This window comes from Natronoflexus pectinivorans, assembly GCF_004345615.1.
In the GTDB taxonomy this organism is placed as follows: Bacteria; Bacteroidota; Bacteroidia; order Bacteroidales; family Marinilabiliaceae; genus Natronoflexus; species Natronoflexus pectinivorans.
Genome location: NZ_SLWK01000001.1, coordinates 231,117 through 255,545, shown reverse-complemented (window position 1 = coordinate 255,545; position 24,429 = coordinate 231,117). Strand labels below are relative to the sequence as shown.

Here is a 24,429-nt window from a genome sequence, read left to right as displayed (position 1 = left end):
AAGAAGTCACTGAATCCTTTTTGTTATTTATTGAGTGTTGGCAATTTATATTAATTCTTCTCCGCTTATGGGTTTCTATAAACTTTGAGATCCATTTACAGGACTCTTTTGATCTTTCTAAATCCGAAATCCATCCAGTATATCTTTTAGAGCAGGATAACCAATCTCTTGTAAATCATAGTGAACCCGGGTGGTGGGTTGCTTAATTTTAACTATTCTGCTCAGGTCTATCGGGGTTCCAATAATGACGGTGTCACATGGCGTAGCAGCAATGGTTTTCTCCAAATCTTTGATCTGTTCCTTGCCATATCCCATGGCAGGAAGTAATACTCCTACATCCGGATATTGCTCAAAAGTCTTTTTCAACTTGCCTGTGGCATAAGGTCTTGGATCAACAATTTCTGCGGCTCCATATTTTTGGGCTGCTACGGTTCCGGCTCCAATTTTCATTTCTCCATGTGTCAGCGTGGGGCCATCTTCAATAACAAGCACTCTTTTGCCTTCAATTAGTTCCGGATGGTCAGATTTAATGGGCGAAGCGCCATCCACAATCTGTGCCTTTGGATTCACTTTTCTGATGTTTCGGCGGACTGTCTCTATATCGTCTCGATTGGCGCTGTCTATTTTGTTGATTACAACCACATCCGCCATGCGAAGGTTGACTTCTCCGGGATAGTATGACAACTCATGTCCCGGCCGGTGCGGGTCGGCCACGGTTACCATCAGGTCGGGTTTGAAAAAAGGAAAGTCGTTATTGCCTCCGTCCCACAGAATGACATCACATCCATCCGGGTCGTTTTCGGCATCTTTCAAAATGGCTCCATAATCAACGCCTGAATAAATCACATTGCCTCTTACAACATGAGGTTCGTACTCTTCCATTTCTTCAATGGTGCAATAGTGTTTTTCAAGGTCGGAGAGATTTGCAAACCGCTGAACTTTCTGCTTCGTAAGGTCGCCATAGGGCATGGGATGACGAACAGCCACCACTTTCAATCCTTTTTCCATGAGATACTCAATGATACGCCTTGATGTCTGGCTTTTTCCGCAACCTGTACGCGTAGCACAAACCGCGATTACCGGCTTGTTGCTTTTTATCATGGTGTCGTTTGGTCCAAGGAGCATAAATGCAGCTCCGGCGGCATTTACTATGGCAGAGGTGCTCATCACTTTATTATACGAAATGTCGCTGTATGAAAATACGGCGATATCCACCTTCATCTCCTTTATTAGTTTGGGAAGCTCATCTTCCGGGAATATCGGTATGCCTTCGGGATAAAGATTCCCTGCCAAATCCCCCGGATATTTTCTTCCATCAATATCAGGAATTTGAGCAGCTGTAAAAGCCACCACTTCATAGTCTTTGTTGTCCCGAAAGAAGGTGTTGAAATTATGAAAGTCTCTTCCGGCAGCGCCTATTATTATAACTCTTTTACCCATACAACTTATTGTTTGATTAAAGAACATTGAGATGTGATTTCGTTTATTTCCATTAAAATAAATATAGCTATTTTTTTGTTATGGAATGAATTGCTTTTGTCATGCCAAAAACTGTTAAATAACAGTTTTTGGTATTGTTTATGTTAGAGGTTAATTTCTTATATTACAAAATGGTATTGATTATTCTCCACCTGGAGAATTTAAAACATAATGCAGAGGCTTCATGAACTATTTGGCACATCTTTATTTATCCGGATCTGAGCCGGGAGTTAAGGTTGGCAACTTTATCGGCGATTATGTCAAGGGTAAACGTTACCAGCGATACCCTCCTGCCATACAGAAGGGGATCTTATTGCATCGCCAGATAGATTCTTTTACCGACAAACATCCGCAATTAAGGGAAGGTGCGAAAGTTTTTAAGCCGGAATACGGAAGATATTCCGGTGTTGTAATGGATGTTGTTTATGATCATTTCCTGGCTGCCAATTGGTCGCGGTACTCAGATGTTTCTTTAAGGAGATTCGTGAGCGAATCTCATAAAATCTTAATGAGACACTATTTCTCCCTCCCCGGTGTGGTAAAGCAGTTTTTGCCATTTCTCATTCGCAGTCGGCGAATGGAGCAGTATCAATATATGGAAGGCGTTGAGAAGACCCTGCGGGTAATGGCGGGTCATTCCTCTTTGCCTGATCACAGCAGATGGGGTGTGATACAATTAAATACTTTTTACACTGAACTTCAGGAATCGTTTTTTCAGGTTTTTTCAGATGCCATGGTGATGGCTGATGAATATCTTAACGTCAATTCGGTAAACCATTGCGCCTGAATTGAATTCATCCCGGCCAAACCGCTTTTACAAAGCGGTCTTTCCCCAATAAATCTGTTATAACCATGGCTTTTTTGTAGTTTTTTGCATCAAGAAGTTGGCAAACTTCCTTCCCAAACATTTCGTTTATCTCAAAATAGATATAGCCACCCGGCAATAGCGCTTTGGTACCAAGTGTAGCGATGGCATCATAAAAAACCAGCGGTTCTGTATCTTCCACAAAAAGAGCCAAATGAGGCTCGTAGTTTAATACATTCTCATCCATTACCTTTTTCTCACTGATGGTCACATATGGAGGGTTGCTTACCAGCAGATCATACTTTCGCTGAATATTTGGAGATGCAAGTACATCGATTTTTGAGAAGATGATTTCAACATGATTCAGTTCCGCGTTCTCTTTAGCAAGAGATATGGCATCATCGGATACATCCCAGGTTTCTACATTCGCTTTCGGCCATTGTTTTTTTAGCGAAATTGGAATGCAGCCCGTCCCGGTTCCAACATCCAGGATGTTGGAAATCTGATCGGAAAAGTCGTTTGTAATCAGATACACCAACTCCTCCGTTTCAGGGCGGGGAATGAGGGCTCTTTTGTCTGTTTTAAAGATGAGCCCCATGAACTCTGTCTGCCCGGTTATATGTTGTATGGGCTCCTGCTTCTGCAATCGTACGATTGCAGAATTTAAAAAATCAATTTCCTTATCGGTCAATTGCTCTTCCTTGCAAGTAAGGAATTCGGTATACGAATATCCTCTGAGGCAATTCATCAACAGGAATCCAAACTGACGTATTTCGTTCTGGTTGGTAATCCCATTTAGTTTATCTTGAAGAAGGGAGATATACTCATTAACTGTTTGCATCTTTTTAGCATTGCGGGAGGTGGTTATAATTAAAATGTTTATTTTAAACCTGGAACTCCGGTTTACGTTGTAAAAATAAACATTATCTTAGCAACAAGTACTTTTTTATTAAAACATCCATGCAGGACAATCAACTTAAAACCGATCGCAAATATATGCGCCGATGCCTTGAATTGGCTATTCAGGCAGAGGGATTTACTTATCCAAATCCCTTGGTTGGAAGCGTTGTTATGCACAATGGAAAAATAATTGGAGAAGGCTTTCATCAGAAAGCGGGAAATGCACACGCCGAGGTAAATGCCATTGATGCCGTTAAGGAAAAATCACTACTGTCGCAATCGGTGCTGTATGTAAATCTTGAACCATGCGCACATTTTGGGAAAACGCCCCCATGTGCATTACTGATTAAGCAGCACAAAATTCCACGGGTCGTTATTGGATGTGTTGACACCTTCTCACAGGTTGCCGGCAAGGGGATAAAAATTTTAAGGGATGCCGGCATTGAAGTGGTAACCGGTGTTTTGGAAAAGGAGAGCAGGGAATTGAACCGCCGATTTTTTACTTTCCATGAGCAGAAACGCCCTTATGTAATCCTTAAATGGGCTGAAACCCGCGACGGTTTTCTTGATATTGACCGTGAGGTGGTAAAAGACAATCGACCGAACTGGATTACCAATGAACATGCCCGTCGCATGGTTCATCTATGGCGCAGTCGAGAGCAGTCCATTATGGTTGGATCCATAACGGCTCTCAAGGACAATCCATCTTTAACTGTCCGTGATTGGTCGGGTCGGCACCCGCTGCGAGTGGTGATTGATCGGGGGAACAAACTTCCTGAATATCTGTCTCTTTTTGATGGGACAGCGCCAACGCTCTGGTTTACCGGAAAAGAGACAAACGATGGCAGGAATGCAGAAAACATCGTTTTGCCTAAGGATAAAGTTCCCATCATTGAAGTTTTAGATGAACTTTACAAACTTGATATACAATCAGTTATTATTGAAGGGGGGGCTCAGTTACTAAATGCCTTTATAGAGATGGGGTTGTGGGACGAAGCTCGCGTTTTTGTGGGAAACAGATGGTTTCAGCGCGGGATTAAAGCACCACGTATAAACGTGGTGCCGCTTATGCACGAACGGTTCAACGAGAGCGATTTGTTCGTTTACAGAAACAAGATACTTATTTAGATGGAAACTTTTCAGGACATAATCAACATCATTAATCCATTGGTTTTGGTGGTATATGTTATCACCATTCTCATTGTTGTGGTGTTTACTGTACTTGAAAACCGCAGTCCCCTTAAAACCATATCATGGGTTTTGGTGTTAATTTTTCTTCCTGTCATCGGGTTCATTTTCTTTATTTTTTTCGGACAAAATTTCCGAAAAGAGAAAATCATAGCCAGAAAAGGTTTGCGAAATCACGATCTGCTATCCAATCTTGCTCATGCACAAATCCATAGACTTTCGGAGGGAGAGATGTTTGATAACCAGGCGGTAGAGCAGAACCGAAATCTTATTACACTGCTTTTAAACAACAGCAATGCTGTTGTTACTGTTGGTAACAGCATTAAAATACTTCAAAACGGGCGAGCCACATTTTCTGAAATCATTGAATCACTCCAAAAGGCAAAACAATTCATTCATCTTGAATATTACATTTTTGCGGATGATAAGATTGGAGGAAGAATAAAGAACATTCTCAAACGTAAAGCCTCAGAAGGGGTCGAAGTTAGACTTATCGTGGATGATGTGGGGAGTTGGGAATTAAAGAAACCTTTTTTTGATGAGATGTGGAAGGCAGGTGTTCAGGCATACTCATTTTTACAGGTGCGATTTCCAAATCTTACAAGTAAGGTGAACTACCGCAACCACCGAAAGATTATTGTTATCGATGGTGAGGTTGGGTTTATTGGTGGCCTCAATATTGCCGACCGTTATTTAGATGGAAATGAGGAGGTAGGATTATGGAGAGATACCCATCTGAAAATAGAAGGCGATGCTGTAAAAACCCTCCAGACGGTATTTTTAACCGATTGGTATTTTGTCAGTCAAACCGAGTTGAATGATCGGAAATATTTTCCAACCAAAGAGCCATTGGGACAAACAATGGTTCAGGTTGTTGCCAGTGGTCCTGATTCCGATTGGCCCGGCATTATGATGGGGATTTTCCATGCCATTGCCTCGGCTCGTAAGTATGTTTACATCGCCACCCCCTATTTTATGCCTAGTGAAAGCGTTCTGTTGGCACTTAAAACTGCCGCATTAGGAGGAGTAGATGTCAGAATCATCATCCCTGAAAGAAGTGATGCTTTTGTTACTTTGCTCTCTTCACGATCCTTTATCAGGGAGATGCAGGAGGCTGAGGTAAAATTCTACTTTTATCGGGAAGGCTTTTTACACTCCAAAGTAATGGTGGTGGATGATACCATCGCAATTATAGGATCAGCAAACATGGATTTTAGGAGTTTTGAGCAGAACTTTGAAATAACTGCTTTTATTTTTGATGAAGAATCGGCTGTTGAACTACGTGAGACTTTTATGGACGATATTCGTGCAAGTCGGCTCGTTGATCCGGATGAGTGGAGTAACCGACCACTCATTGAAAAAACCAAAGAATCCTTTGCTCGGCTAATGAGTCCTCTGCTATAGTTTTATCTGGTCAGGATGCCCAATTGTCTTTAATGAGTATAAAATATTCTCCTAATTATGTGAATTTATGCATCTTGACTTTTTTTTTAGCGTAAAAATATTTAAAATTACATTCATGTTTGTTAAATCGCCTGTTTAGCGGTGGTCGACAAACGAGTAGTTGCTGCCTCATAATTGGTTATGGTAAACGAAAGATCCCTGTTAGAACATCCCTTTTTGATGGGTTTTTTGTCGAATGAGGGGCCGCATAACAGTTGCCTGGTCTGAGAAATTCACTATTTCCAATTAGAAAAGCAGCGATTCATCAAAAAATTTTGAGTAAAACAGAAATTAATGTTTTCTTTCAGAGTTATTCTAAAAGCAAAAGATATATTACACATGGGGCGGTGTTTGAGTTATATAACAGGGTTACTTCTATTTTTGGGAAGTGTGGGCAACATTGAAGCCCAAACCCCATCGGCAGAATTGCTTGATGATGTGATAGAAGTGTGTGAAACGGGAGAGTTTCAGATTCGAATTCGATTTACCGGCGTAGAGCCTTTCAATGCCTGGATTGAATTTTCCGATGCTGATGAGGAGTCAGAGTGGAATGGAGAAAGAGGTCCGGCTCATGGCAATGTTGACGCAGGTCCTCCTCGAAGACTCGTGGGTGGGATTTATGATGACAATTCCAACATGAGCAATGGTATATATACTTATAATACAACCTTTGCCGAGGGGTGGTTGAACAGAACTCGTGAAGTAAAGATCAATATTGTTGAGTTTTTCCATGGAGAAGTGAATGGAGACTGGATCATTGGTCAGGGAGAATCGCAAAATATTATTGGAGAACTGTTGGTAATATCCCACCAAAGACCTGCTCCTTTTGCTGGTGACCCTATTGACCAATGTGGCTACTCCACAGCTTTGAATGCACAACCAGATCCTGTCAGCACATCTTATTGGTGGGAGCTTGTTGATGGCGCATCTTTTGGAGAGAATAATTCTGATTTTGCAAATCCCAATGCACTGTTTACTGTAGAAACAGAGGGAACTTATGATCTTAAATTTCTTCAGGAAAACGGGGCATGTACCCCGGTTGAAAGTGAAGTTCAGGTCATTTTAAAGGGTTCACCATCTGGAGAAATACGAACAAATTCAGAAGTTTGTGGCAGAGGAGATGCTGAGGTTGAAATAGAACTGCTTCAGGGTTACGGGCCGATGGAGTTCATCTATCAATTAAATGGAGAGAACTTTATACACACCGGAGACCCCGGCAATAGTTATTTGTTTCCGCATGAGAGCGTATCGGGGAAAGCTGAGTTTCAATTGATATCCATTGAGGATGTTAATGGTTGTTTTGCCGCGGAGTCTCAATTGCTAGGTGAAGCAGTCGTTGCTGAATTGACCCCGCAATTAAGTGCGGGGGAAGACGAAATTGTTTGCGGAACAACTTTTTCATTGAATGCCTGGGGAGAGCCAGGAGACGGAGCCTGGACATCACAATCTGCATTTGCTACCTTTTCTGATCCCGATTCAGGAAATAGTCAGGTGGAAGTATCTCAATATGGAGACTTTGTTTTTACCTGGAGCATGGATAATGAGGGATGCGAAGCATCGGATCAGATTACTATCCGTTTTGTTGAGTTCCCTGATCTTATAGCACAACTTGCCGAAGATCGTATATGTGAAGGCGATGAAACCACCTTAACCTTCAATGCCCAGGGCAGCGGGCCATGGACTGTCAGATTAAATGATGATGACATCTCTTTTGGTACAGCAGTATTTAACCAGTCACTTTCTCCGGAACAAACCAAAAATTACCATTTGCATAGCATCATCGACACTTATGGATGTGAAACCACATTCGATGATCTTGTTTTTTCAGTAAGCGTTGATGAGATGCCTTCCCCATATGCCGGTAACGATCGCGAAATCTGTGGAGAGTCAATTCAAATGTCTGCAGTACCTTCCATCGGAAGCGGAACGTGGAGTGGGAGCGGATCTTTTAATTATGCAGCTGATCCTACAACTGTGTTCTATCCCGATCCATTTCACGAATTGGCCGCTCATACTTTAAGGTGGACTGAAGTAAACGGAGTTTGCACTGCCTACGATGAGATTTCTGTTACTTTTTATCATGAGGTGGAACCAATGGATGTTGATGCCGGAGAAGATATTGAAGCGTACCATCAATTCACCATCAATCTCAATGCCATGACTCCTCCTGTTGGTGTTGGTACCTGGGAAATATTGAGTGGTGAAGGGAGTTTGCTGAATTCTAATGATCCCAAGTCCGAGATATCCGGTTTGACCTTTGGCTCGGTTGCATTAAGATGGACGGTTAAGAACGGTATTTGTCCGGAAATCTCGGATGACTTAAGCATTGAGGTAAAAGGATTAATACATCCAACAGGGTTTTCTCCCAACGAAATTCCGGATGGGTTTAATGACAGATTTGTCATTAAAGGCGCCACACATATATCTAACAACCGTTTAATGGTTTTTAACCAGACAGGTGAGATTGTTTATCAAAAGCAAAACTATGGTGGCGACGATGAAGATTACGACGACCCCAAATGGTGGGATGGACGAGACTCCAGTGGCAATCCGGTACCTGAAGGAACCTACTATTTCGTCTTTACAGGTGATGGAATAGATCCGGTAAAAGATTATTTGGTCATAAAACGATAACTAAGTATATGCTATGATGAGGTGGTTATTGATTATACTAATGTTTATGATGGTTGCATCAGAGATGAATGCGCAACAGAAATTGTTCATGAGCCATTATATGCATAACCAATTTGCCATAAACCCTGCTTTTGCCGGTTCGAGGGAGGTACTTACTGCTTTCGGAGGTTATCGTCAGCAATGGACTGGTGCACCACGTGCACCATACGCTCAATATTTTACAGCTCATGCCCCATTGAAAAACGAAAATGTTGCTCTGGGGCTTTCGCTTTATAACGAGCAGTTTCCTGTTGTACGTAATTCAGGATTTGCATTTGCATACGCTTATCGGGTTCGAATGACCAATGGCAGTCGTCTTTCATTCAGTCTTAGCGGAGGGATGGAGTTTTCCAGTGCCAGTTGGGATAACGTCTCACTTCTTCAACCCGATGATCCGGTTTTTGGATATAATGAAACGGCATCCGAACCTCAGTTGAGGTTTGGAGTTGCATGGTATAGCAGTAACTATTTTGTAGGGTTTTCAATCGCCGATCTGTTTTATAAAAATATGTTCGATGAGGATTCTCCTTTTTTCGAGCCCGGAAAATCTGATTACCTGATCACAGCAGGGTATCTTTATGATGTAAGCCAGACTCTGTCATTACAACCCTCTGCACTTTTAAGATATAACCCCGATTTATCAACTACATTAGATGTTTCGGGAACGGTTATCTTGCATAATTTAATTTGGGCCGGGGTTACATACCGCAGCAATAATGAATTGATAGGGTTATTGGGGTGGCAGGTCACTCCACAGTTACGGTTGGCTTATAGTTATGACTATCCAACAGGGGATTTAAGCAACCTAAACAGTGGCAGTCATGAAGTTTCTTTACAATTTGATTTTGGTTATCGCATTGCAACAGTTAGTCCTAAGTTCTTTTAATATCAAACCATGACCAACGATAATAAATATAGTTTTAGCCTAAAGTGTGAGTTTTATTTTAAAATAAAACTTGCGGGTTTCTTTATGTTTATTCTCTTTACAATCATCCCCGCTTCAGGGCAGGAGCTAAAGGTTGAAAGTCTTAAGATTAATTCTGTATCTTCCGGAGAAATGGCTCCTTTCGTTCATGACTCTGTAATCTATTTTGTGTCAAATCGCAAAAGCACCATATTTATTAATGTTTTTAATCAGGACAACGAACATTTATACCGACTTTACAAAGCTCCATTGTTGCCCGGAGGGCGCATAGGGCGTGTAACGCCTTTTGAAGGTCTGGCTGGGAGTTTGCTCACTACAGGGCCAGTTACCATCTCTCCCGATGGGGAATTTATGCTCGCTACTCTCAATAAGTCAAGTTCTTTAAGGGAAGCACGATCCCGCTCGGGCTACAATCAACTGGGACTTTTCAGGCTTGAACGACAGGCCTCAGGCTGGGAAAATCCTGTTCCTCTGCCATTGAATATTGAAGGCTATTCGGTAGGACAACCATCGCTGTCGCCCGATGGACGTCAACTCTATTTTGTCTCTAACAAATCTGGCGGATACGGCGAAACAGACATTTACCGGAGTGTTCTTTCCGAAAATGGCTGGAGCACACCTGAAAATTTGGGCGGAGTTATTAATACTCCGGGACGTGAACTTTTCCCGTTCTTTCATCCATCCGGGAAGCTTTATTTTTCATCTGACGGCCATGGAGGATATGGAGGTTTGGATATTTTCTATTCGATCTATGAAAATGGAACCTGGAGTGAACCAATTGCTCTGGAATCTCCGATTAATTCGCCATATGATGATTTTAGTTGTTTCATCTTTAATGATGAAACAGTAGGCTTTTTCGCATCCAATAGGGATGGAATAGATAATATATACAGATTTGAATATGAGTTGGTGTTTTGTGAACGAGCATTAGAAGTTGTTGACGACAACTTCTGTTTTACTCTGTTCGAAGACAGCGGTCTTGATTCTGACACCATTCCACTGGCTTTTAAATGGACAATCAGTGATGGCACAGAAGCAATGGGAGCTGAAGTTGACCATTGCTTTCCCGGTCCAGGCAGATATGAGATTTACCTCAATGTGATAGATTCCATAACAGGCGAGGAGCAATACTCTGTTGCCAATTACGTGCTTGATCTGGAGTTAACAAAACAGGTTTGGTTTGAAATACCTGAAACTATTAAGGTAAATGAACCGTTAAACGTAATAGCGCAACTAAATGGATATGGAGAGGTAGGTCATGTTGAATATTTTTGGGATTTTGGAGATGATCAAAGACTCAGAGGAGAATCAGTTCAACATGTTTTTACCAGAAGTGGGACATATCGTATACGTTGTGAAGCATACTGGGGTGATAATAAAGTTTGTTCTTACCGGACAATAGTGGTTGAATAAAGGAAATTGTAGGATAATATGATGAATTTAAAATCGATTTTTATTTTCTTTTTGTTTGTCTGTCTTATTAAGGGAAACACCTTTGCGCAGCCTGTCCCGGCTTTAGATGAAAATATACCGGCTTTGGTTACTTTTGGTAAGGACGGAGATACCGCTTGGGGCGATGACGACTTTATTCAGGTAATATTTTTCTCAATACCTGAGACCTTCCAGGATCCGATATTTATAAGGGTTTATGATCCGGATGTTGGAGGTTATCTGGATGAACAAAAAGGGGAATGGAATACCCGCACTAATTTTGCTGTATATGGTGGTCAGGGTGCATGTTCTGATGAAGATGCACGAAGAATTCGTCGGGATGGAAATTTCAGAAGTGGTACTATGCTTGCTTCCAGAACCTTCGGCAATGATGGTCGTTGGGATGGTCGATGGTTTACCTTTGGACCATTTAACCCGAGTGAAGGAGAGCTACTGCCGGAGTATGGAGGGAATATATTCAAACTGGTGGTTGAAGGATTGGAAGGTGATGATGGAAATCTATACCGACTGTTTTTGAGTACCAGTCCAAATGAAAACAGACCCATTGAAGGTGCATTTGCATTCTACTTTAAATATAAATTCCGTCTGCATGATGATGCCAGAGAGGTGTCTCATATCTATCCCTATATTGACGATAGGGTGGTTGCAATTAAACAAAGTAATTTTGACTGGGATGATGATGGCATCATTCGCATCATTTCCCCCAGTAAAAATGGAGAGTTAATGGCTGTTTCCGGCGATGATGAATGGGCAACCAGTACTCATCAGATAACCGAAGATGATATAAACAGCTCCTTGGACATTCAAATGATCAAGGATCCTAACCGGAATATGAGGAACAATAATGTGGTTATTTACCTGGAAAACCAGTATGGAGAACTCATGCCGTTCTACAGTATCCCCATTGGAGGTATTCCGAGATATAAGTACAGCATAGGTATAAAACCAAAAGCACCTGCACGATGAAGTTTGAAAAGAAAATTTGCTGTCTGATCTGTTTAGGGTTGTTGGTGTTTTCATCCCTAGAAGCGCAAACCTTTCAGTTTCGGAACTATGACTCCAATATGGGGCTTCCCCAGAACTTTGTCTATGCATTGGAGCAGGGACATGATGGTTTTTTGTGGATCGGTACAGGTGAAGGTTTGGTTAAATATGATGGTCTCAGATTTAGATCATTCACAACAGCTGATTCTTTGGCCGGGGATTTTGTTATGTCCCTTAAAGTGGCCCGTGACGGAAAACTATGGATCGGACACAACAATGGAGATGTAAGTGTCTTTAATGACAACAGGTTTACACCCATTGTTCTGGAAGAAACGTCAAGCCCTGTCAGAGATATAACCGAAGACAGGGATGGTCACATCTGGGTAGTGGTTCAAAACAGTGGTTTTGCGCGTATTGATCGCTACAACAATGTTACCACTTGGTTTGAAACCGGGAGTTTGGGTTTCACCTTGTTTTATTCCATTCATCCTCTGGGAAATAATCAGGTTCTATTAGGAACTTCTGAGGGACTCATGAAATTAACTCTTTCAGGAGACGGAAAGATCGAAAGTCTTGAGCGTTACTCAGAAATACCCATGACAACCATCACTTCAATAACTCCGCGCAAAGGTATTCAGGATCAATTCTGGATTACAACTGAAGACGAAGGTTTTTACAGTTTTGCTCTAAAGGAGGGCCAAGCTTCTCACATTATTGACAACAGTTTGTGCTTAACATTCAACCTGGAGTGGGAAAATATTCAGGCCATTGAGGAAGAAGAAGAGGGACATTTGCTCTTGGCAACATGGGGAAACGGCGTCATAAAGCTCTTTTTTGATCCTGTATCACAAGAGTTTACCGAGTCTTTTACCTTCTCTACCGTGAATGGGATGAACAACAATTTCATCCGCGACATACTTGCCGATTATGAGGGGAACTATTGGTTCGCAACTTATGGGGGTGGAGTAGCTTCTCTTGTGGATGAGAGTATGGTTTTCTATGATCTTGATGAGATTGGTTTCCAGAATAATAAAGTAATTTCCGTTTTTCAACAAAACAATGAATTGTGGATCGGTTTGGAGAATGGATTGATCATCGCAGATCCATTCTGTTTTACTGATTTTGAATTTTATGATGATGAGTTAGGCATACCCAGGGATAATGTTACTGCTTTTTACAGGGATGATGAGGGAACTATGTGGGTTGCCACAGGTGGTAGCGGGCTCTACTACCGTCGCGACGGGGAGTTTCGGTTTTCCCGATATCATTTCACTCGCAGTAGGATGGGGAATATGATCAATGACATCACCGGATCAAATGGGGTTCTTCACCTTGCAACCATTGGCGGGTATTATCAGCTTGACATTGAATCGGGTAGCAGCCAGCATCTCACTACAGAGAATGGATTACCACATAACAATGTGAATTTTGTTTTCCTCGATCGTGATGGGTTTCTTTGGATGGGGCTTCGCAACAGCGGGGTGTCACGAATCGTCAACAACAGCATTGAGATCCACAGAATCACAGATACGCCGTTGGATGTTTTTGATATGACACAGGATCATGAAGGAAACATATGGCTGGCTACTCAGGGACGAGGTGTGTTGCAATACTCTGAGGATTCGCTTCGCTTTATTGATATGACATCTGGTTTGGCTCGTAATTTTTGCTACAATGTTGTAATTGACACATCTAACCGTTTATGGGTTACACATTTTCCGGGTTTGAGTAGTATTGACTTAAATACTGGAGAGATAAGGAGATTTGATTACGAGCAAAATCTTGGTGCAGATTTTTATCATGCAATGGTTGATGAAAACCAAACCATCTGGTTTGGTTCAACACAAGGAGCCATCAACTATTTTCCTGATAAAGATGTCATAAATAAGATGCCTCCAATGCTAAACTTTACCTCTGTCAGAGTTTCAGGACAAGAGTTTGGTTCTGTAAGAGAATTGAATCTTCCATATGCTTATGGTGACAGATATCGTTTCCGTTTTGATTTTATTGGAATCAGCTTTAAGGATCCCCTGGGTGTGACTTATCAATACAGACTTTTACGCAGAGGGGAGTCATCTACTCCTGAGTGGGTTGATTTAGGCAGCACAAGTTTCAGGGAATACGAATATTTGCCGGATGGTAGTTATACCCTTCAAATAAGAGCTTTTAATGCCGATGGGGTATATAATGAAGAACCTTTAACAATTCAGATCGTTATTGCCAGTCCTTTTTGGAAAAAAGGTTGGTTCTATCTTGTTTTGATATCTGTTCTATCTTACGTGGTTTATCTCATTATTGTTTTCAGAGAGAGAAAACTACGCAAGCAGAAGGAAGCTCTACAGCGGGAAGTTGACTCCCAAACAGTGATTCTTCGTTTGCAAAAGGCCGAAATTGAGCGGAAAAACCGGGACATTACCGACAGCATTAATTATGCTAAACGCATACAGTCGTCCATATTACCGCCACCTGAGGTCATCGAAAATCAGTTCAGAGAATCTTTCATATTCTTTGCACCACGAGATATTGTGAGCGGTGATTTTTATTGGTTCCACCCACTCAACGGTAAGTTTTTGATTTGCGCTGCCGACTGTACTGGTCATGGGGTTCCGGGAGCTTTTATGTCAATGATTGGAACGACTCTGTTAAATGATATTGTAAAGAGGAAAGAGGTTAAGAGTCCTGCTGATATTCTTAGTCGACTGGATATCGAAATTAAAATACTTCTCCAAAAGAACGATAAGGATAATACACGGGATGGAATGGATATCTCAATTGTTGAAGTAGATCCTAAAAACGGGACAATACGTTTGGCATCAGCCAAACGTCCGGTCTATATTTTTATCAACGGAGAACTCAATATTTATAAGGGTATTCGTCGCAGCATCGGGGATTTGATGATGGAGGATGACTCCGAGTTTGTAGATATTGAATACCAAACCAAAGAGGGTGATACATTTTATATGTTTTCTGATGGTTTTACAGATCAGTTTGGTGGGCCTAAAGGAAAAAAGTATATGACATCCAGAGCCAAAGATTTGCTGGTTGAAATCAAAGATAAACCTATGAGAGAACAGCTTGGAATAATCCGAAATGAGTTCTTTAACTGGAAAGGTGATGAAGAACAGGTAGACGACGTGGTATTCGTGGGGGTCAGGTTATAGTTCTTTGCAGTACAATATGGCATTACAAAAGCATGGATTGCCGCAAACAGGGCACTTAAATTGCTTTGAAATGCTCTCTTGCAACCAGTAATTCTTAAGAATTCCGAGGCTACGAAAGCCTTCTTTTCTAAAAATGTGGTGCATGGGGCTTTCCTTGAAGTGCCATGCGGTGCCAATTACAGAGTTTGGGTTCATCTCCTTGATCTCTTCCAAAGCATTGCAGAAAAGGGCATGACCCACGCCCATGTTCCGGAATTTTTGATCTACCACTTCTGCCTGTAGAACAACTGTAGGCACAGAAGGTATTCGAAGCCCATCTTTTGCAATTCGTTCAATAAGTTGATCATTGTCGCTAAGGGTTATCATCCTGATCAGCATTGTTCCTGCCATCACACCACTCAGATAAGCAGATATCATGAACCTGTGTGGAAGGTTCATGGAATAGCTGTATAGATCATCTTTCGTGATGAAATCATTGCCAAATCCTTCGGTAAGCATTTCTAACGCATTGAGAATATCTTCCTCAGTGTGGTTAAATAGTTTTATGGATATGTTGTTGATTGGCATGGCTTTAACAATGCATGTTTATCAAATGTAAATATTTTGATGCTGTTTTTTTCAAAATATTTGTTTTATTTGCACTTAGAAAGTTTGATTCACCTTATTTATTGGCTTGTAATCAATAAATGTTTTACTGTAAATCTTGACCCATGATTATATTTCTGCGTATACATCATCTGGAGCTTCTTCTACGATTAGCTAAAAACGGCTGCTTCTTTTTTTTACTTATATTTTACCGATTCCTGATCAAAATAGCGCATAGTTGTGTCTGTTCAACAGATAAACATTGAGATTTTGAAGGATGGTCAATGTAGATCTCTTTCGCATAGATTTATCTATCAATTTAAATTTTTAAAGATGAAAAAAGTAATTCTTTTAATGCTGTTTGCTGCTTTTATCAGCAGTAACTCCTTTTCGCAAGAGGGGTTAGAAGTGAATGTTAATAGCGAACGAACCCTTGGTTTTGAATATTGGTTTAATGATAAAGTTGCCGGAGTATTGCGTTTACACCAAGGGGTTCTGGATGGGTACTCAGTTGCTCCCATGCTGTTTTTGAATTTAAAGGAGATTAACGAATCAACAATGCTCTACCTTGGTGTCGGACTTCGTGAAGTTGAAGAGTTTGAAACGATATCCATCCCATTGGGATTACGGGTTTTCCCTTTTGATAAAACGCCAAATTTTGGGTTTACCTTAGAACTTGAGAATGTATTTGGAGATGACTATATTTTGATTCCATCATTTGGCCTCAGTTATCGATTTTAGATTATTTTATTCATAAAAAACCTGTCGTTTGATTTATGAACAGGTTTTAAAACTCATTTTTCTTATTCTATGTATTGTATAAAATTTATCTTGCTGCTTTTTTGTATCTCCATAGCCTCTCATATAAAATCTCAGGATTCAGATGTTGAAGGTAGTTTGTGGGGATTTCAAGCTGGGATTTTACCCCTTGCAATTTATAACGAAACAAAATTAACGAACCAAATAGCATTGCGCTCTGAGTTGATGTTTGCTTTTGCTTTCGACCCATACATCAATGCACCCAAAGGTTCTTTTGGCTGGGCTCTTATTCCTAAAATCAGCGTTGAACCCCGGTATTATTATAATCTCCGCAAACGTCAGGCAAAACTTCGCCGAATAGACGGGAACAGTGGTAATTATCTCTCCATCAATTTTGGCTATGGTACTCAGTTTGCTTTTTCAAATACCGATATTAAAGCCTATCCAACCTCTCGAGTTATTCCTATGTATGGTTTACGACGAAACATTGGCAAACGATTTAATTATGAGTTTGCAGTAGGTTTAGGTCCAACCTGGGTGCATAAAAATAGATACTATTACAATTTCGAAAAAGAGGAGTTCATTCAACGTCCTTTCACCGAAAAAGTAATCACTCCAACCATGCGGTTGGCATTGGGATATAAGTATATCAGATAGCATCTCCAAGTTAATTCAACGCATAATTTATTATGCGTTGAATTAAATGTTTCATAGGCCGATGGTTAAGAGTAATACCCTTGACTGCTCATTTCTTTAGCTGTAAAATAGTTATAAGCTTCTTCTTTAAATGGGTAGTCCCAACTACCCATGCTGTGATAGATTTCGCCACCAAAGCCTGTTTTAAAACGATAAAGCCCGTACATTGGATGCTCGGGATTTGGATTGGGAGCTACTCCAAACATGTCATAATCGGTGCATCCCTTCTCTTTTGCCATCTGTATTGCTTTCCATTGTAAGGCATAGCTGCCCATATAGTTTTTATGGTTTGATGCAGAAGCTCCATACAAGTATGTGGCTCTATTTCCACTTATTACGAGAAACATGGCGGACAATGGCACATTGCCGGCTTCGGCAACCAATAAATGAACCTCGGCAGGAGAGTTGGTGTTTTTGGCTTTAGCTGTTAAAACAGTCCTGAAATATTCTATGTTGTGGAGATAGAGTCCATTTCGAATGGATGTCTCCTTGTAAAGGTTGTACCAGATTTGCAGGTTTTCCATGCCATGCTCTTTAACATTTACACCATTTCTTTCAGCCAACCGGATGTTATATCGTGTTTTTGGCTTCATTGAAGCCAAAATCTGTTCTTCTGATTTTCTCAGATTTAGAAAAACGGTATTTGAAGGCAGTAAATTGGTTAATGATTTGCGAAGATTCCAGTTTATGGTATTGTAGTTGAGCCTCATTTCCTGTATGTTTTTTGCCGGAGGTCCAATCCAGTTACCTTCTAAGTCATAGTAATCATCTTCTGCCGCCCAGTGCGATTGCCAGAGTAAGTCATACCTTATCATAATGCAGTTTTTAGGAAGATAGGAGCGGAGCGATTCTGATAACTCCTCAAGAAATACGCCCTGATTTTCCATTGCGGGCTCCAGCTCAGGCCCGTATGGAACATAGGCTATTGAGTAGTTACTGTCAATCTTTTGATCTATGATCAAAAGATCTGATAACAGAGTTTTCTTTACATCAGATTTGCTGTAAAGTTTCTCAGTCCTGCTTTTAAAATTAAAGGCTTTGGTATCAACTCCCATTCGCTTTTTCACCTCCGACCAGAATGCGGTTTGTTGAATAATAGGTGTTTCGAAAACCTCCTCCTGATGCTTGAGGCAGACTTCAGATAGCATGATGTTTTTGGTTTTTATGATTTTTACATATAGCAAAACCACGATAAAGGTTGGTTGACCTTTATCGTGGCTTTATCATTTTTTTACTGATGGTTTATTCCAACCAGCCTAGAATGGTCTGTTTTCCTACAACTTTTTGTCCCGGACGAACATCAATTCTAGTGCCGGGTGGCAAATAAATGTCAACTCTGGATCCGAACTTTATAAAACCCATTTGATCACCTTGTTTAATGGTGTTTTCGGATTTTGCGTAGCATACAATTCTGCGGGCAATGGCACCGGCAATCTGTCTTACTACCAGTGTGGATCCGTTTTCGTGTTCAATGGCCACAGTGGTTCTTTCATTTTCGGTGGATGCTTTGGGCAAATAGGCCGACATGAACCGGCCACTGTGATGAACGGCAGTTTTAATCTTTCCGTTAATTGGAAACCAGTTGATATGAACGTTAAAAACGTTCATGAAAATTGAAACCTGTATGGCTTTTCCTTTTATTATCTCATTTTCTTCGGTCTCTTCCACTACAACAATTTTGCCATCGGCAGGAGCTATAATTGCATTTTCGTGGTAATAACCTTCTCTGCGCGGGCTTCTGAAGAAGTTCACAACAAAAAAGAAAACGACCAAAGATACAGGCACCGACCATTTTAAGGTTTGCGCCGGTGATCCGGGTATAAATGCCAGCAAAATATTGATGGCGGCTAGTCCTAGAAAAGTTACTCCAAGGATTTTAAACCCCTCTTTGTGAATTGTCATGATGCTTTTAAATGAATAATGGTTTTTTAATTCAATATTTGAGTTAGAAAAAGATAAGTGCAAACCAATGGTGCAGCAAAAATTACTGCATCAAATCTGTCCAGAATCCCTCCGTGCCCGGGTAATAGCGATCCGGAATCTTTAATGTTTACACTCCTTTTCAGCATTGATTCTACCAGATCACCAAGTGATCCCATTATTGAGACAATGATGCCTATAATCAGCCAGTTTAGGGTGGAAACATCCTTTATAAGCAAAGATAGCACATAGGCGGATATAACCGTAAACACGAATCCTCCGATGGTGCCTTCCCAGGTTTTTTTTGGTGATATTCTTTCAAATAACTTGTTCTTTCCAAAGTTTACTCCAACAAGATATGCGCCCGAGTCGTTTGCCCATATCAAAATAAAAAATCCTAAAAGAGGCATGTAGCAATACACTCCATTTAAATAGACCAAAAAATGAAGAAAAGAAAATGGTAATGCTACATAAAATGGAATGATAAGGGTGCATGCAATGTTAAGTAAAGGAGTGGTTGAGTTTCGGAACAGTTCAGTTATGAACACCCCCATTATCATAGGAACAATAAGCATTAGCCACAGAGGGCTTACAAATCCACCCAAAACAAAAAATGATGACAGATACCAATAAGCCCCAAGTATGATCGGCCATATCCTGTTTATGCTTACCGGGCGAGCTTCAACCAATTTAATGAATTCCAGAAGGCCAAGAATAACAACGATAAAGAAAATTGCCAGGTATGAGTATGGATGCCACCACATGCCACCAATTATGGCGATAACAAATATGATTCCTGTAAAAAGGCGCTGCCAGAAATTATTCATGCGGTTTTTATTGTATATACCTGGTTGTTTGTTATCATTAATGATTCAATGCATTACTGAGCCACCATTTTTACATTTGCTGATATAAATCAGAAAATGCTAATCGTGATTTTGTTTTTATTCCGGAATAATTTTCCGTCACTATAAATATAACAACCTTTCTAATTGCTGCAAAATTAATAGAAACTTTCAGTTTATAAAATTGCAGAACGGATAAATAATGCAATTTACAGGAAGTCAGTGTGATATGGTTTAAGATTGTGGTTGAGTTGTTTTGGAGATCAGGAAAACAATTAAATGACGTGGTCCGTGGGCTCCCAAAACCAGCGTTTTTTCAATGTCTGCAGTGCGACTTGGTCCAGTAATTAACCCTGTCCAGGAAGGTTTATGGTTGTTTTTTTGGAGATTTTGCAGAGCATCCTTGATTTGTGGTACCAATTGTGTCTCATAGGCTATGATGATGAGCGTTTCTGCCGATACATAAACTTGCCGCCCAGGGCCGGTGTAACTGCTTGCAAAAACCGATCCTGTTGTTGATATCAGATGTTCGCATCCTGCAACGGCCAATGGTGTTTCCGGGCTGTTGTTTAGTTCTATCCCGTGTTGAGATATTTTCTGACTGATGTTTTCAATTGAACACCAAATGGAATCATAGCTCAATTCTTTGGCTATGCTGACAATTTCCTTTACAGCGTCTTCAATTGAACTAAACTGTTTAAATTCTCCGGAGACTTCGGTTAGTTCCTTCTGGAAAGCTTCGATGAGGTTATCGGGGGTGGGAAAAGGATCCGTTTCGCCGGTTTTGCCGGGCGAAACGGACCACTTAAAAGATGGAGCCGACCTGAGTCGACTAAGTATATTTTCTTTGGCATTGTTGTCAGCCATCGTTTTCAGGACTAAAGTTCCTGCTCTGGAGTTTCATCCCCTTTGGAATCTTCTTTCGCAGAGCTGTTTTCAGGGGCTTCAATTTTTTTGCCATTGGACTCTTCCTGAATGACATGCTGCGAAAGTTTGCGCTTACCAAACAACTGTTCCAGGTCTTCGCTAAAGATTACTTCTTTTTCAAGTAGTAATTCTGCCAATTGCTGGTGCTTATCTGAGTTTTCCTTTAGAATTGTTTTAGCTCTTTCGTACTGTTCTTCAACAATTCTGGAAACCTCTTTGTCAATCAACTCCGCGGTCCTTTCACTATATGGCTTTGTAAAGCCATATTCATTTTGACCGGTAGAGTCAAAGTAACTCAGGTTCCCAATCTCTTTGCTCATTCCAAAATAGCTTACCATGGCATAAGCCTGGCGGGTTACTTTTTCCAGATCATTAAGAGCGCCTGTTGAGATGCGGCCAAATACCACATCTTCAGCTGCACGTCCGCCAAGGGTGGCACACATTTCATCCAACATCTGCTCGAATGTGTTTAGTGACCGTTCTTCGGGCAAATACCAGGCTGCACCCAGCGCTTTGCCACGAGGGACAATGGTTACTTTAACCAACGGATGAGCATATTCCAACAACCAGCTGATTGCTGCATGTCCTGCTTCGTGGTAAGCCACCGCGCGTTTTTCATCCTTGCTGATGATTTTGTTCTTCTTTTCCAGTCCTCCAACAATGCGGTCAACGGCATCAAGGAAATCCTCTTTTTCTACCAGTTTCTTGTTTTTGCGGGCAGCGATCAACGCTGATTCATTACAAACGTTGGCAATGTCAGCTCCTGAAAAACCTGGAGTCTGTCTGGCCAGAAAATCAGATTTAACATCTTCGCTGAGTCTGAGCGGGCGAAGGTGCACTTCAAATATCTCTTGTCTCTCATTCAGATCCGGCAGTTCAACGCTGATCTGACGGTCAAAACGCCCTGCACGCATTAATGCACGATCAAGAATGTCGGCACGGTTGGTGGCTGCTAAAATGATGACACCGCTGTTGGTGGCAAAGCCATCCATCTCGGTAAGAAGCTGGTTGAGCGTGTTTTCACGCTCATCGTTTCCACTGAAATTAACATTCTTTCCTCTGGCACGGCCTATGGCGTCAATTTCATCAATAAAAACAATACAGGGTGCTTTCTCTTTTGCTTTTTTAAAGAGGTCGCGAACGCGAGAAGCTCCAACACCTACAAACATTTCAACAAAGTCGGAACCTGACATGCTGAAAAATGGCACATTGGCCTCACCGGCAACAGCTCTTGCCAACAAGGTTTTTCCGGTACCCGGAGGGCCAACCAGCAATGCTCCTTTGGGGATTTTCCCTCCCAATTCGGTGAATTTTTCCGGTTTTTTCAGAAATTCAACAATCTCTTCCAGCTCAGTTTTGGCTTCAGCCAATCCTGCAACATCGCCAAAATTCACTTTTATGCCCGATTCTTTATCAAACATACGTGCTTTGGACTTACCAACGTTAAAAATATTTCCGCCCCCACCCGGACCTCCACCGCCACTCATTCTTCTGAAAATGAATATCCAGATGGCAATGATCAGCAGTATTGGCCACATCATGAAAAAGAAATCGCGAAACAGGTTGGTTCGCTCTTCATATTCAATGGGAATGCTTATTCCATGTTTTTCTTCTGCCTCTTTTCTGGCATCTTCAAACCTGTCAACGGTAGGAATTTTTACCGTTAAGTGTGGCCCTGTGCGGGGCAGACTCTGTACGTCTTTAAAAATGTCGGTGTATTTGTCGAGGCTTTCCGGCTTAAAAGTGATTTCAGCTTTCCCTTCATTGGTAACCAATACAACACGTTTGATGTCGCCTTTTGGAAGGACTTCGTTTTCGAATACACTCCAGGATACGGATGCCGGACTTTGTCCGACATTAAAAATGCTGATGGCAACCAGAGAGATCAGAATGATTCCATAAATCCAATATGCATTGAATTTCGGCATTTTAGGAGGCATCTTGTCTCCCTGTTCTCCGGTGGGTTTCTTTTTTTCTTCTTCTGTCATTATTTTGAGATCTTATATTTACTTATTAAAACAAATCAGGAACATCTTTTCTTTCAGCATCGGCCCAAAGGTTTTCCAAATTGTAGAATTCTCTCGTCGATCGTTGAAAAATATGAACAACAACGTCCAGATAATCCAGCAATATCCATTGTGCATTTTGTTTTCCTTCAACATGAAAGGGCTTTTCACTTACATGTTCTCTGACATGTTCTTCTGTTGAATCGGCAATGGCATCAACGTGAACATTGCTGTCCCCGTTACATATAACAAAAAAACTGGTGATGGTGTTCTCTATCGAAGTTAAATCCAGTATGGTGATGTTAGCGCCTTTCTTTTCCTGCATGCCTTCTACTATGGCGTTAACAAGGTTTAGTGTGGCTTGGTTTTCCTGGTTTTTTGTCATTCCAAATCGTTTATCTTGCTTTGTTTGGGATTAATTAATTTTAAATATTCAATTTTTTTCAAAGATAACACTTTCAAAAGATTTAATTACCTAAATTGAGAGGCGAATTGTTTAATGACATGTGGAAATTGTTGCGATATGTATAAAACACCCGAGGTATTTTACTATGATGAGTTGGTTTCAACAAGTCAGAAAATTAAGGAGTTAGATAGCGCAAGAAATTTGCCTGAGTTTTCGGCAGTTATTGCAGGGTACCAGACAGCAGGCAGAGGCCAGGGTGAAAACAGATGGGAGAGCGAGAAAGGTAAAAACCTGACGTTTTCACTGGTATTGAAACCCCATGGGCTGGAGGTTCCAAACCACTTCCGCATAACACAAGTTGTATCACTTGCTATAATAGATTGGCTAAATGCTCATATTAAAAATGCTTCAATCAAATGGCCGAACGATATCTACGCTGGTGATTTAAAAATGGTAGGCATGTTGATTGAGAACAGTTTGGCAGGCAAGGAGGTTGTAACTTCTGTGGTTGGCATAGGATTGAACTTGAATCAGGAGAAATTCATTTCGGGCGCTCCGAATCCCATTTCGCTAAAAATGATAACCGGTAAAGAGTATGATGTTGAAGAGGTTTTTCAGGAGTGCATGCAGCACATCATGAGCCGCTATCTGCATTGGCTTGAAAATGGAGATGATGAAATATTGCACAGGCAATATTTTCAAAACTTATATAGAAACAACGGAGTGTTTCTATTTCGCGACAATACCGGAGAGTTTTCTGCACAAATCAGAGAGATCGAACCAGATGGTCATCTGGTTCTTGAAACTTCCTCCGGAATGAAACGATTTGCTTTTAAAGAGGTGGAATTTCTTCGTTAAATCTGATACGGATATTTTACAATGGCATCGGTAACCACGTCGAGAAACTTTTCCACATGACTGCTCACCATCATCTTTAGCATGGGATTTAGATCAGCCTTTATGGTAAGTTTTACTTTAGTTTCGTTTTCCGTAATCTCTTTTAGTTGAACCCATAGAAAAAAGTTGAACGGGGTTTTTCCGTCGGCTGTATATTTGATGGTTTTTCCCTGCTCTTTTTCAATGATTTTCAACCCAATGTCACCAATGCCTTCAATGGTAAAACGGCATGTGTCACCGGCACTGTGCCAATTTGTTACTTTTTCGGGAGGAAGAAGAGACTCAAAATGGTCGAAGTTGGAAAGAAAATTAAATACCACATTCGAAGAATGTGGTATTGTACGTATGGGACCTTCAAATTTTGTCATCACAAAAAAT

At 41.0% G+C, this 24,429-nt stretch carries 21 protein-coding genes; 11 read left to right on the top strand and 10 right to left on the bottom strand.

From position 1 onward, the window contains the following. Positions 1–117 precede the first annotated feature (117 nt). A complete protein-coding gene (locus EV194_RS01050) occupies positions 118–1,440 on the bottom strand; it encodes a cyclic 2,3-diphosphoglycerate synthase (protein WP_132431207.1) in 1,323 nt (440 codons plus the stop codon). 223 nt (positions 1,441–1,663) lie between these two features. Between EV194_RS01050 and EV194_RS01045 the strand changes: the two genes are divergently transcribed. Then, positions 1,664–2,266 (top strand): acyl carrier protein phosphodiesterase, encoded by a 603-nt coding sequence (locus EV194_RS01045; protein ID WP_132431205.1) that lies wholly within the window; start codon positions 1,664–1,666, stop codon positions 2,264–2,266. Positions 2,267–2,273: 7 nt separating this feature from the next. On the opposite strand, the gene prmC is transcribed toward EV194_RS01045, so the two are convergent. Next, positions 2,274–3,125: a peptide chain release factor N(5)-glutamine methyltransferase gene (gene prmC / locus EV194_RS01040; protein ID WP_132431203.1), complete on the bottom strand. Its 852-nt coding sequence runs from the start codon at positions 3,123–3,125 to the stop codon at positions 2,274–2,276. Between the two features lie 119 nt (positions 3,126–3,244). Here prmC and ribD point away from each other — a divergent pair, with 119 nt between their 5' ends. From ribD to EV194_RS01005, 7 genes are all read left to right on the top strand, one after another. After that, the gene (gene ribD, locus EV194_RS01035) at positions 3,245–4,312 is read left to right on the top strand and encodes a bifunctional diaminohydroxyphosphoribosylaminopyrimidine deaminase/5-amino-6-(5-phosphoribosylamino)uracil reductase RibD (protein ID WP_132431201.1); all 1,068 of its coding nucleotides are present in this window, start codon (positions 3,245–3,247) and stop codon (positions 4,310–4,312) included. Next, positions 4,313–5,776, top strand: coding sequence for a cardiolipin synthase (cls, locus tag EV194_RS01030; RefSeq protein ID WP_132431198.1), 1,464 nt, complete (start codon positions 4,313–4,315; stop codon positions 5,774–5,776). Positions 5,777–6,109: 333 nt separating this feature from the next. Next, the gene (locus tag EV194_RS01025) at positions 6,110–8,449 is read left to right on the top strand and encodes a T9SS type B sorting domain-containing protein (RefSeq protein WP_132431196.1); all 2,340 of its coding nucleotides are present in this window, start codon (positions 6,110–6,112) and stop codon (positions 8,447–8,449) included. 13 nt (positions 8,450–8,462) lie between these two features. Further along, positions 8,463–9,374 (top strand): PorP/SprF family type IX secretion system membrane protein, encoded by a 912-nt coding sequence (locus EV194_RS01020; RefSeq protein WP_132431194.1) that lies wholly within the window; start codon positions 8,463–8,465, stop codon positions 9,372–9,374. Positions 9,375–9,458: 84 nt separating this feature from the next. After that, on the top strand, positions 9,459–10,826 hold the full coding sequence (locus EV194_RS01015; protein WP_207915853.1) for a PKD domain-containing protein: 1,368 nt from the start codon (positions 9,459–9,461) through the stop codon (positions 10,824–10,826). Between the two features lie 18 nt (positions 10,827–10,844). Continuing rightward, the gene (locus EV194_RS01010; protein ID WP_132431190.1) at positions 10,845–11,831 is read left to right on the top strand and encodes a hypothetical protein; all 987 of its coding nucleotides are present in this window, start codon (positions 10,845–10,847) and stop codon (positions 11,829–11,831) included. Then, positions 11,828–15,010: a two-component regulator propeller domain-containing protein gene (locus EV194_RS01005; RefSeq protein ID WP_132431188.1), complete on the top strand. Its 3,183-nt coding sequence runs from the start codon at positions 11,828–11,830 to the stop codon at positions 15,008–15,010. The genes EV194_RS01010 and EV194_RS01005 overlap by 4 nt, the downstream gene beginning before the upstream one ends. On the opposite strand, the gene EV194_RS01000 is transcribed toward EV194_RS01005, so the two are convergent. Further along, the gene (locus EV194_RS01000) at positions 15,005–15,577 is read right to left on the bottom strand and encodes an N-acetyltransferase (protein ID WP_132431186.1); all 573 of its coding nucleotides are present in this window, start codon (positions 15,575–15,577) and stop codon (positions 15,005–15,007) included. The two genes, EV194_RS01005 and EV194_RS01000, sit on opposite strands and share 6 nt — an antisense overlap. A 351-nt stretch (positions 15,578–15,928) precedes the next feature. Between EV194_RS01000 and EV194_RS00995 the strand changes: the two genes are divergently transcribed. Both EV194_RS00995 and EV194_RS00990 read left to right on the top strand, forming a co-directional pair. Then, the gene (locus EV194_RS00995; RefSeq protein ID WP_132431184.1) at positions 15,929–16,336 is read left to right on the top strand and encodes a hypothetical protein; all 408 of its coding nucleotides are present in this window, start codon (positions 15,929–15,931) and stop codon (positions 16,334–16,336) included. 90 nt (positions 16,337–16,426) lie between these two features. Continuing rightward, positions 16,427–17,011 (top strand): hypothetical protein, encoded by a 585-nt coding sequence (locus EV194_RS00990; protein ID WP_132431182.1) that lies wholly within the window; start codon positions 16,427–16,429, stop codon positions 17,009–17,011. Between the two features lie 65 nt (positions 17,012–17,076). Here EV194_RS00990 and EV194_RS00985 read toward each other — a convergent pair whose 3' ends face one another. The 6 genes from EV194_RS00985 to rsfS form a co-directional block, all read right to left on the bottom strand. Next, positions 17,077–18,198, bottom strand: a complete 1,122-nt coding sequence (locus tag EV194_RS00985; RefSeq protein ID WP_132431180.1) for a lipid II:glycine glycyltransferase FemX — start codon at positions 18,196–18,198, stop codon at positions 17,077–17,079. A gap of 94 nt (positions 18,199–18,292) precedes the next feature. Then, entirely contained in the window at positions 18,293–18,952 is a 660-nt protein-coding gene (locus EV194_RS00980; protein WP_132431178.1) for a phosphatidylserine decarboxylase family protein, read from the bottom strand. Positions 18,953–18,978: 26 nt separating this feature from the next. Next, positions 18,979–19,797, bottom strand: a complete 819-nt coding sequence (locus EV194_RS00975) for a phosphatidate cytidylyltransferase (protein WP_132431176.1) — start codon at positions 19,795–19,797, stop codon at positions 18,979–18,981. A gap of 252 nt (positions 19,798–20,049) precedes the next feature. After that, positions 20,050–20,682 (bottom strand): LutC/YkgG family protein, encoded by a 633-nt coding sequence (locus EV194_RS00970; protein WP_132431174.1) that lies wholly within the window; start codon positions 20,680–20,682, stop codon positions 20,050–20,052. 11 nt (positions 20,683–20,693) lie between these two features. Continuing rightward, the gene (gene ftsH, locus EV194_RS00965) at positions 20,694–22,730 is read right to left on the bottom strand and encodes an ATP-dependent zinc metalloprotease FtsH (RefSeq protein WP_132431172.1); all 2,037 of its coding nucleotides are present in this window, start codon (positions 22,728–22,730) and stop codon (positions 20,694–20,696) included. Between the two features lie 25 nt (positions 22,731–22,755). Then, the gene (gene rsfS / locus EV194_RS00960) at positions 22,756–23,133 is read right to left on the bottom strand and encodes a ribosome silencing factor (protein ID WP_132431170.1); all 378 of its coding nucleotides are present in this window, start codon (positions 23,131–23,133) and stop codon (positions 22,756–22,758) included. A gap of 138 nt (positions 23,134–23,271) precedes the next feature. Between rsfS and EV194_RS00955 the strand changes: the two genes are divergently transcribed. Beyond that, on the top strand, positions 23,272–24,012 hold the full coding sequence (locus tag EV194_RS00955) for a biotin--[acetyl-CoA-carboxylase] ligase (protein ID WP_165921769.1): 741 nt from the start codon (positions 23,272–23,274) through the stop codon (positions 24,010–24,012). Here the strand turns inward: EV194_RS00955 and EV194_RS00950 are convergent. Beyond that, on the bottom strand, positions 24,009–24,419 hold the full coding sequence (locus EV194_RS00950; RefSeq protein ID WP_132431166.1) for an SRPBCC family protein: 411 nt from the start codon (positions 24,417–24,419) through the stop codon (positions 24,009–24,011). The two genes, EV194_RS00955 and EV194_RS00950, sit on opposite strands and share 4 nt — an antisense overlap. Between the last annotated feature and the right edge of the window lie 10 nt (positions 24,420–24,429).

Excerpts from the sequence above, each read along its gene's own strand:
- prmC (WP_132431203.1), bottom strand. The coding sequence starts at position 3,125 with ATGCAAACAGTTAATGAGTATATCTCCCTTCTTCAAGATAAACTAAAT.
- EV194_RS00995 (WP_132431184.1), top strand. The coding sequence starts at position 15,929 with ATGAAAAAAGTAATTCTTTTAATGCTGTTTGCTGCTTTTATCAGCAGT.
- EV194_RS00975 (WP_132431176.1), bottom strand. The coding sequence starts at position 19,797 with ATGAATAATTTCTGGCAGCGCCTTTTTACAGGAATCATATTTGTTATC.
- EV194_RS00950 (WP_132431166.1), bottom strand. The coding sequence starts at position 24,419 with ATGACAAAATTTGAAGGTCCCATACGTACAATACCACATTCTTCGAAT.
- ribD (WP_132431201.1), top strand. The coding sequence starts at position 3,245 with ATGCAGGACAATCAACTTAAAACCGATCGCAAATATATGCGCCGATGC.
- EV194_RS01005 (WP_132431188.1), top strand. The coding sequence starts at position 11,828 with ATGAAGTTTGAAAAGAAAATTTGCTGTCTGATCTGTTTAGGGTTGTTG.
- EV194_RS00985 (WP_132431180.1), bottom strand. The coding sequence starts at position 18,198 with ATGCTATCTGAAGTCTGCCTCAAGCATCAGGAGGAGGTTTTCGAAACA.
- EV194_RS01050 (WP_132431207.1), bottom strand. The coding sequence starts at position 1,440 with ATGGGTAAAAGAGTTATAATAATAGGCGCTGCCGGAAGAGACTTTCAT.
- EV194_RS00970 (WP_132431174.1), bottom strand. The coding sequence starts at position 20,682 with ATGGCTGACAACAATGCCAAAGAAAATATACTTAGTCGACTCAGGTCG.
- EV194_RS01020 (WP_132431194.1), top strand. The coding sequence starts at position 8,463 with ATGATGAGGTGGTTATTGATTATACTAATGTTTATGATGGTTGCATCA.
- rsfS (WP_132431170.1), bottom strand. The coding sequence starts at position 23,133 with ATGACAAAAAACCAGGAAAACCAAGCCACACTAAACCTTGTTAACGCC.
- EV194_RS01010 (WP_132431190.1), top strand. The coding sequence starts at position 10,845 with ATGATGAATTTAAAATCGATTTTTATTTTCTTTTTGTTTGTCTGTCTT.
- ftsH (WP_132431172.1), bottom strand. The coding sequence starts at position 22,730 with ATGACAGAAGAAGAAAAAAAGAAACCCACCGGAGAACAGGGAGACAAG.
- EV194_RS00980 (WP_132431178.1), bottom strand. The coding sequence starts at position 18,952 with ATGACAATTCACAAAGAGGGGTTTAAAATCCTTGGAGTAACTTTTCTA.
- EV194_RS01025 (WP_132431196.1), top strand. The coding sequence starts at position 6,110 with ATGTTTTCTTTCAGAGTTATTCTAAAAGCAAAAGATATATTACACATG.
- EV194_RS01015 (WP_207915853.1), top strand. The coding sequence starts at position 9,459 with ATGTTTATTCTCTTTACAATCATCCCCGCTTCAGGGCAGGAGCTAAAG.
- EV194_RS01045 (WP_132431205.1), top strand. The coding sequence starts at position 1,664 with ATGAACTATTTGGCACATCTTTATTTATCCGGATCTGAGCCGGGAGTT.
- EV194_RS00955 (WP_165921769.1), top strand. The coding sequence starts at position 23,272 with ATGTATAAAACACCCGAGGTATTTTACTATGATGAGTTGGTTTCAACA.
- cls (WP_132431198.1), top strand. The coding sequence starts at position 4,313 with ATGGAAACTTTTCAGGACATAATCAACATCATTAATCCATTGGTTTTG.
- EV194_RS01000 (WP_132431186.1), bottom strand. The coding sequence starts at position 15,577 with ATGCCAATCAACAACATATCCATAAAACTATTTAACCACACTGAGGAA.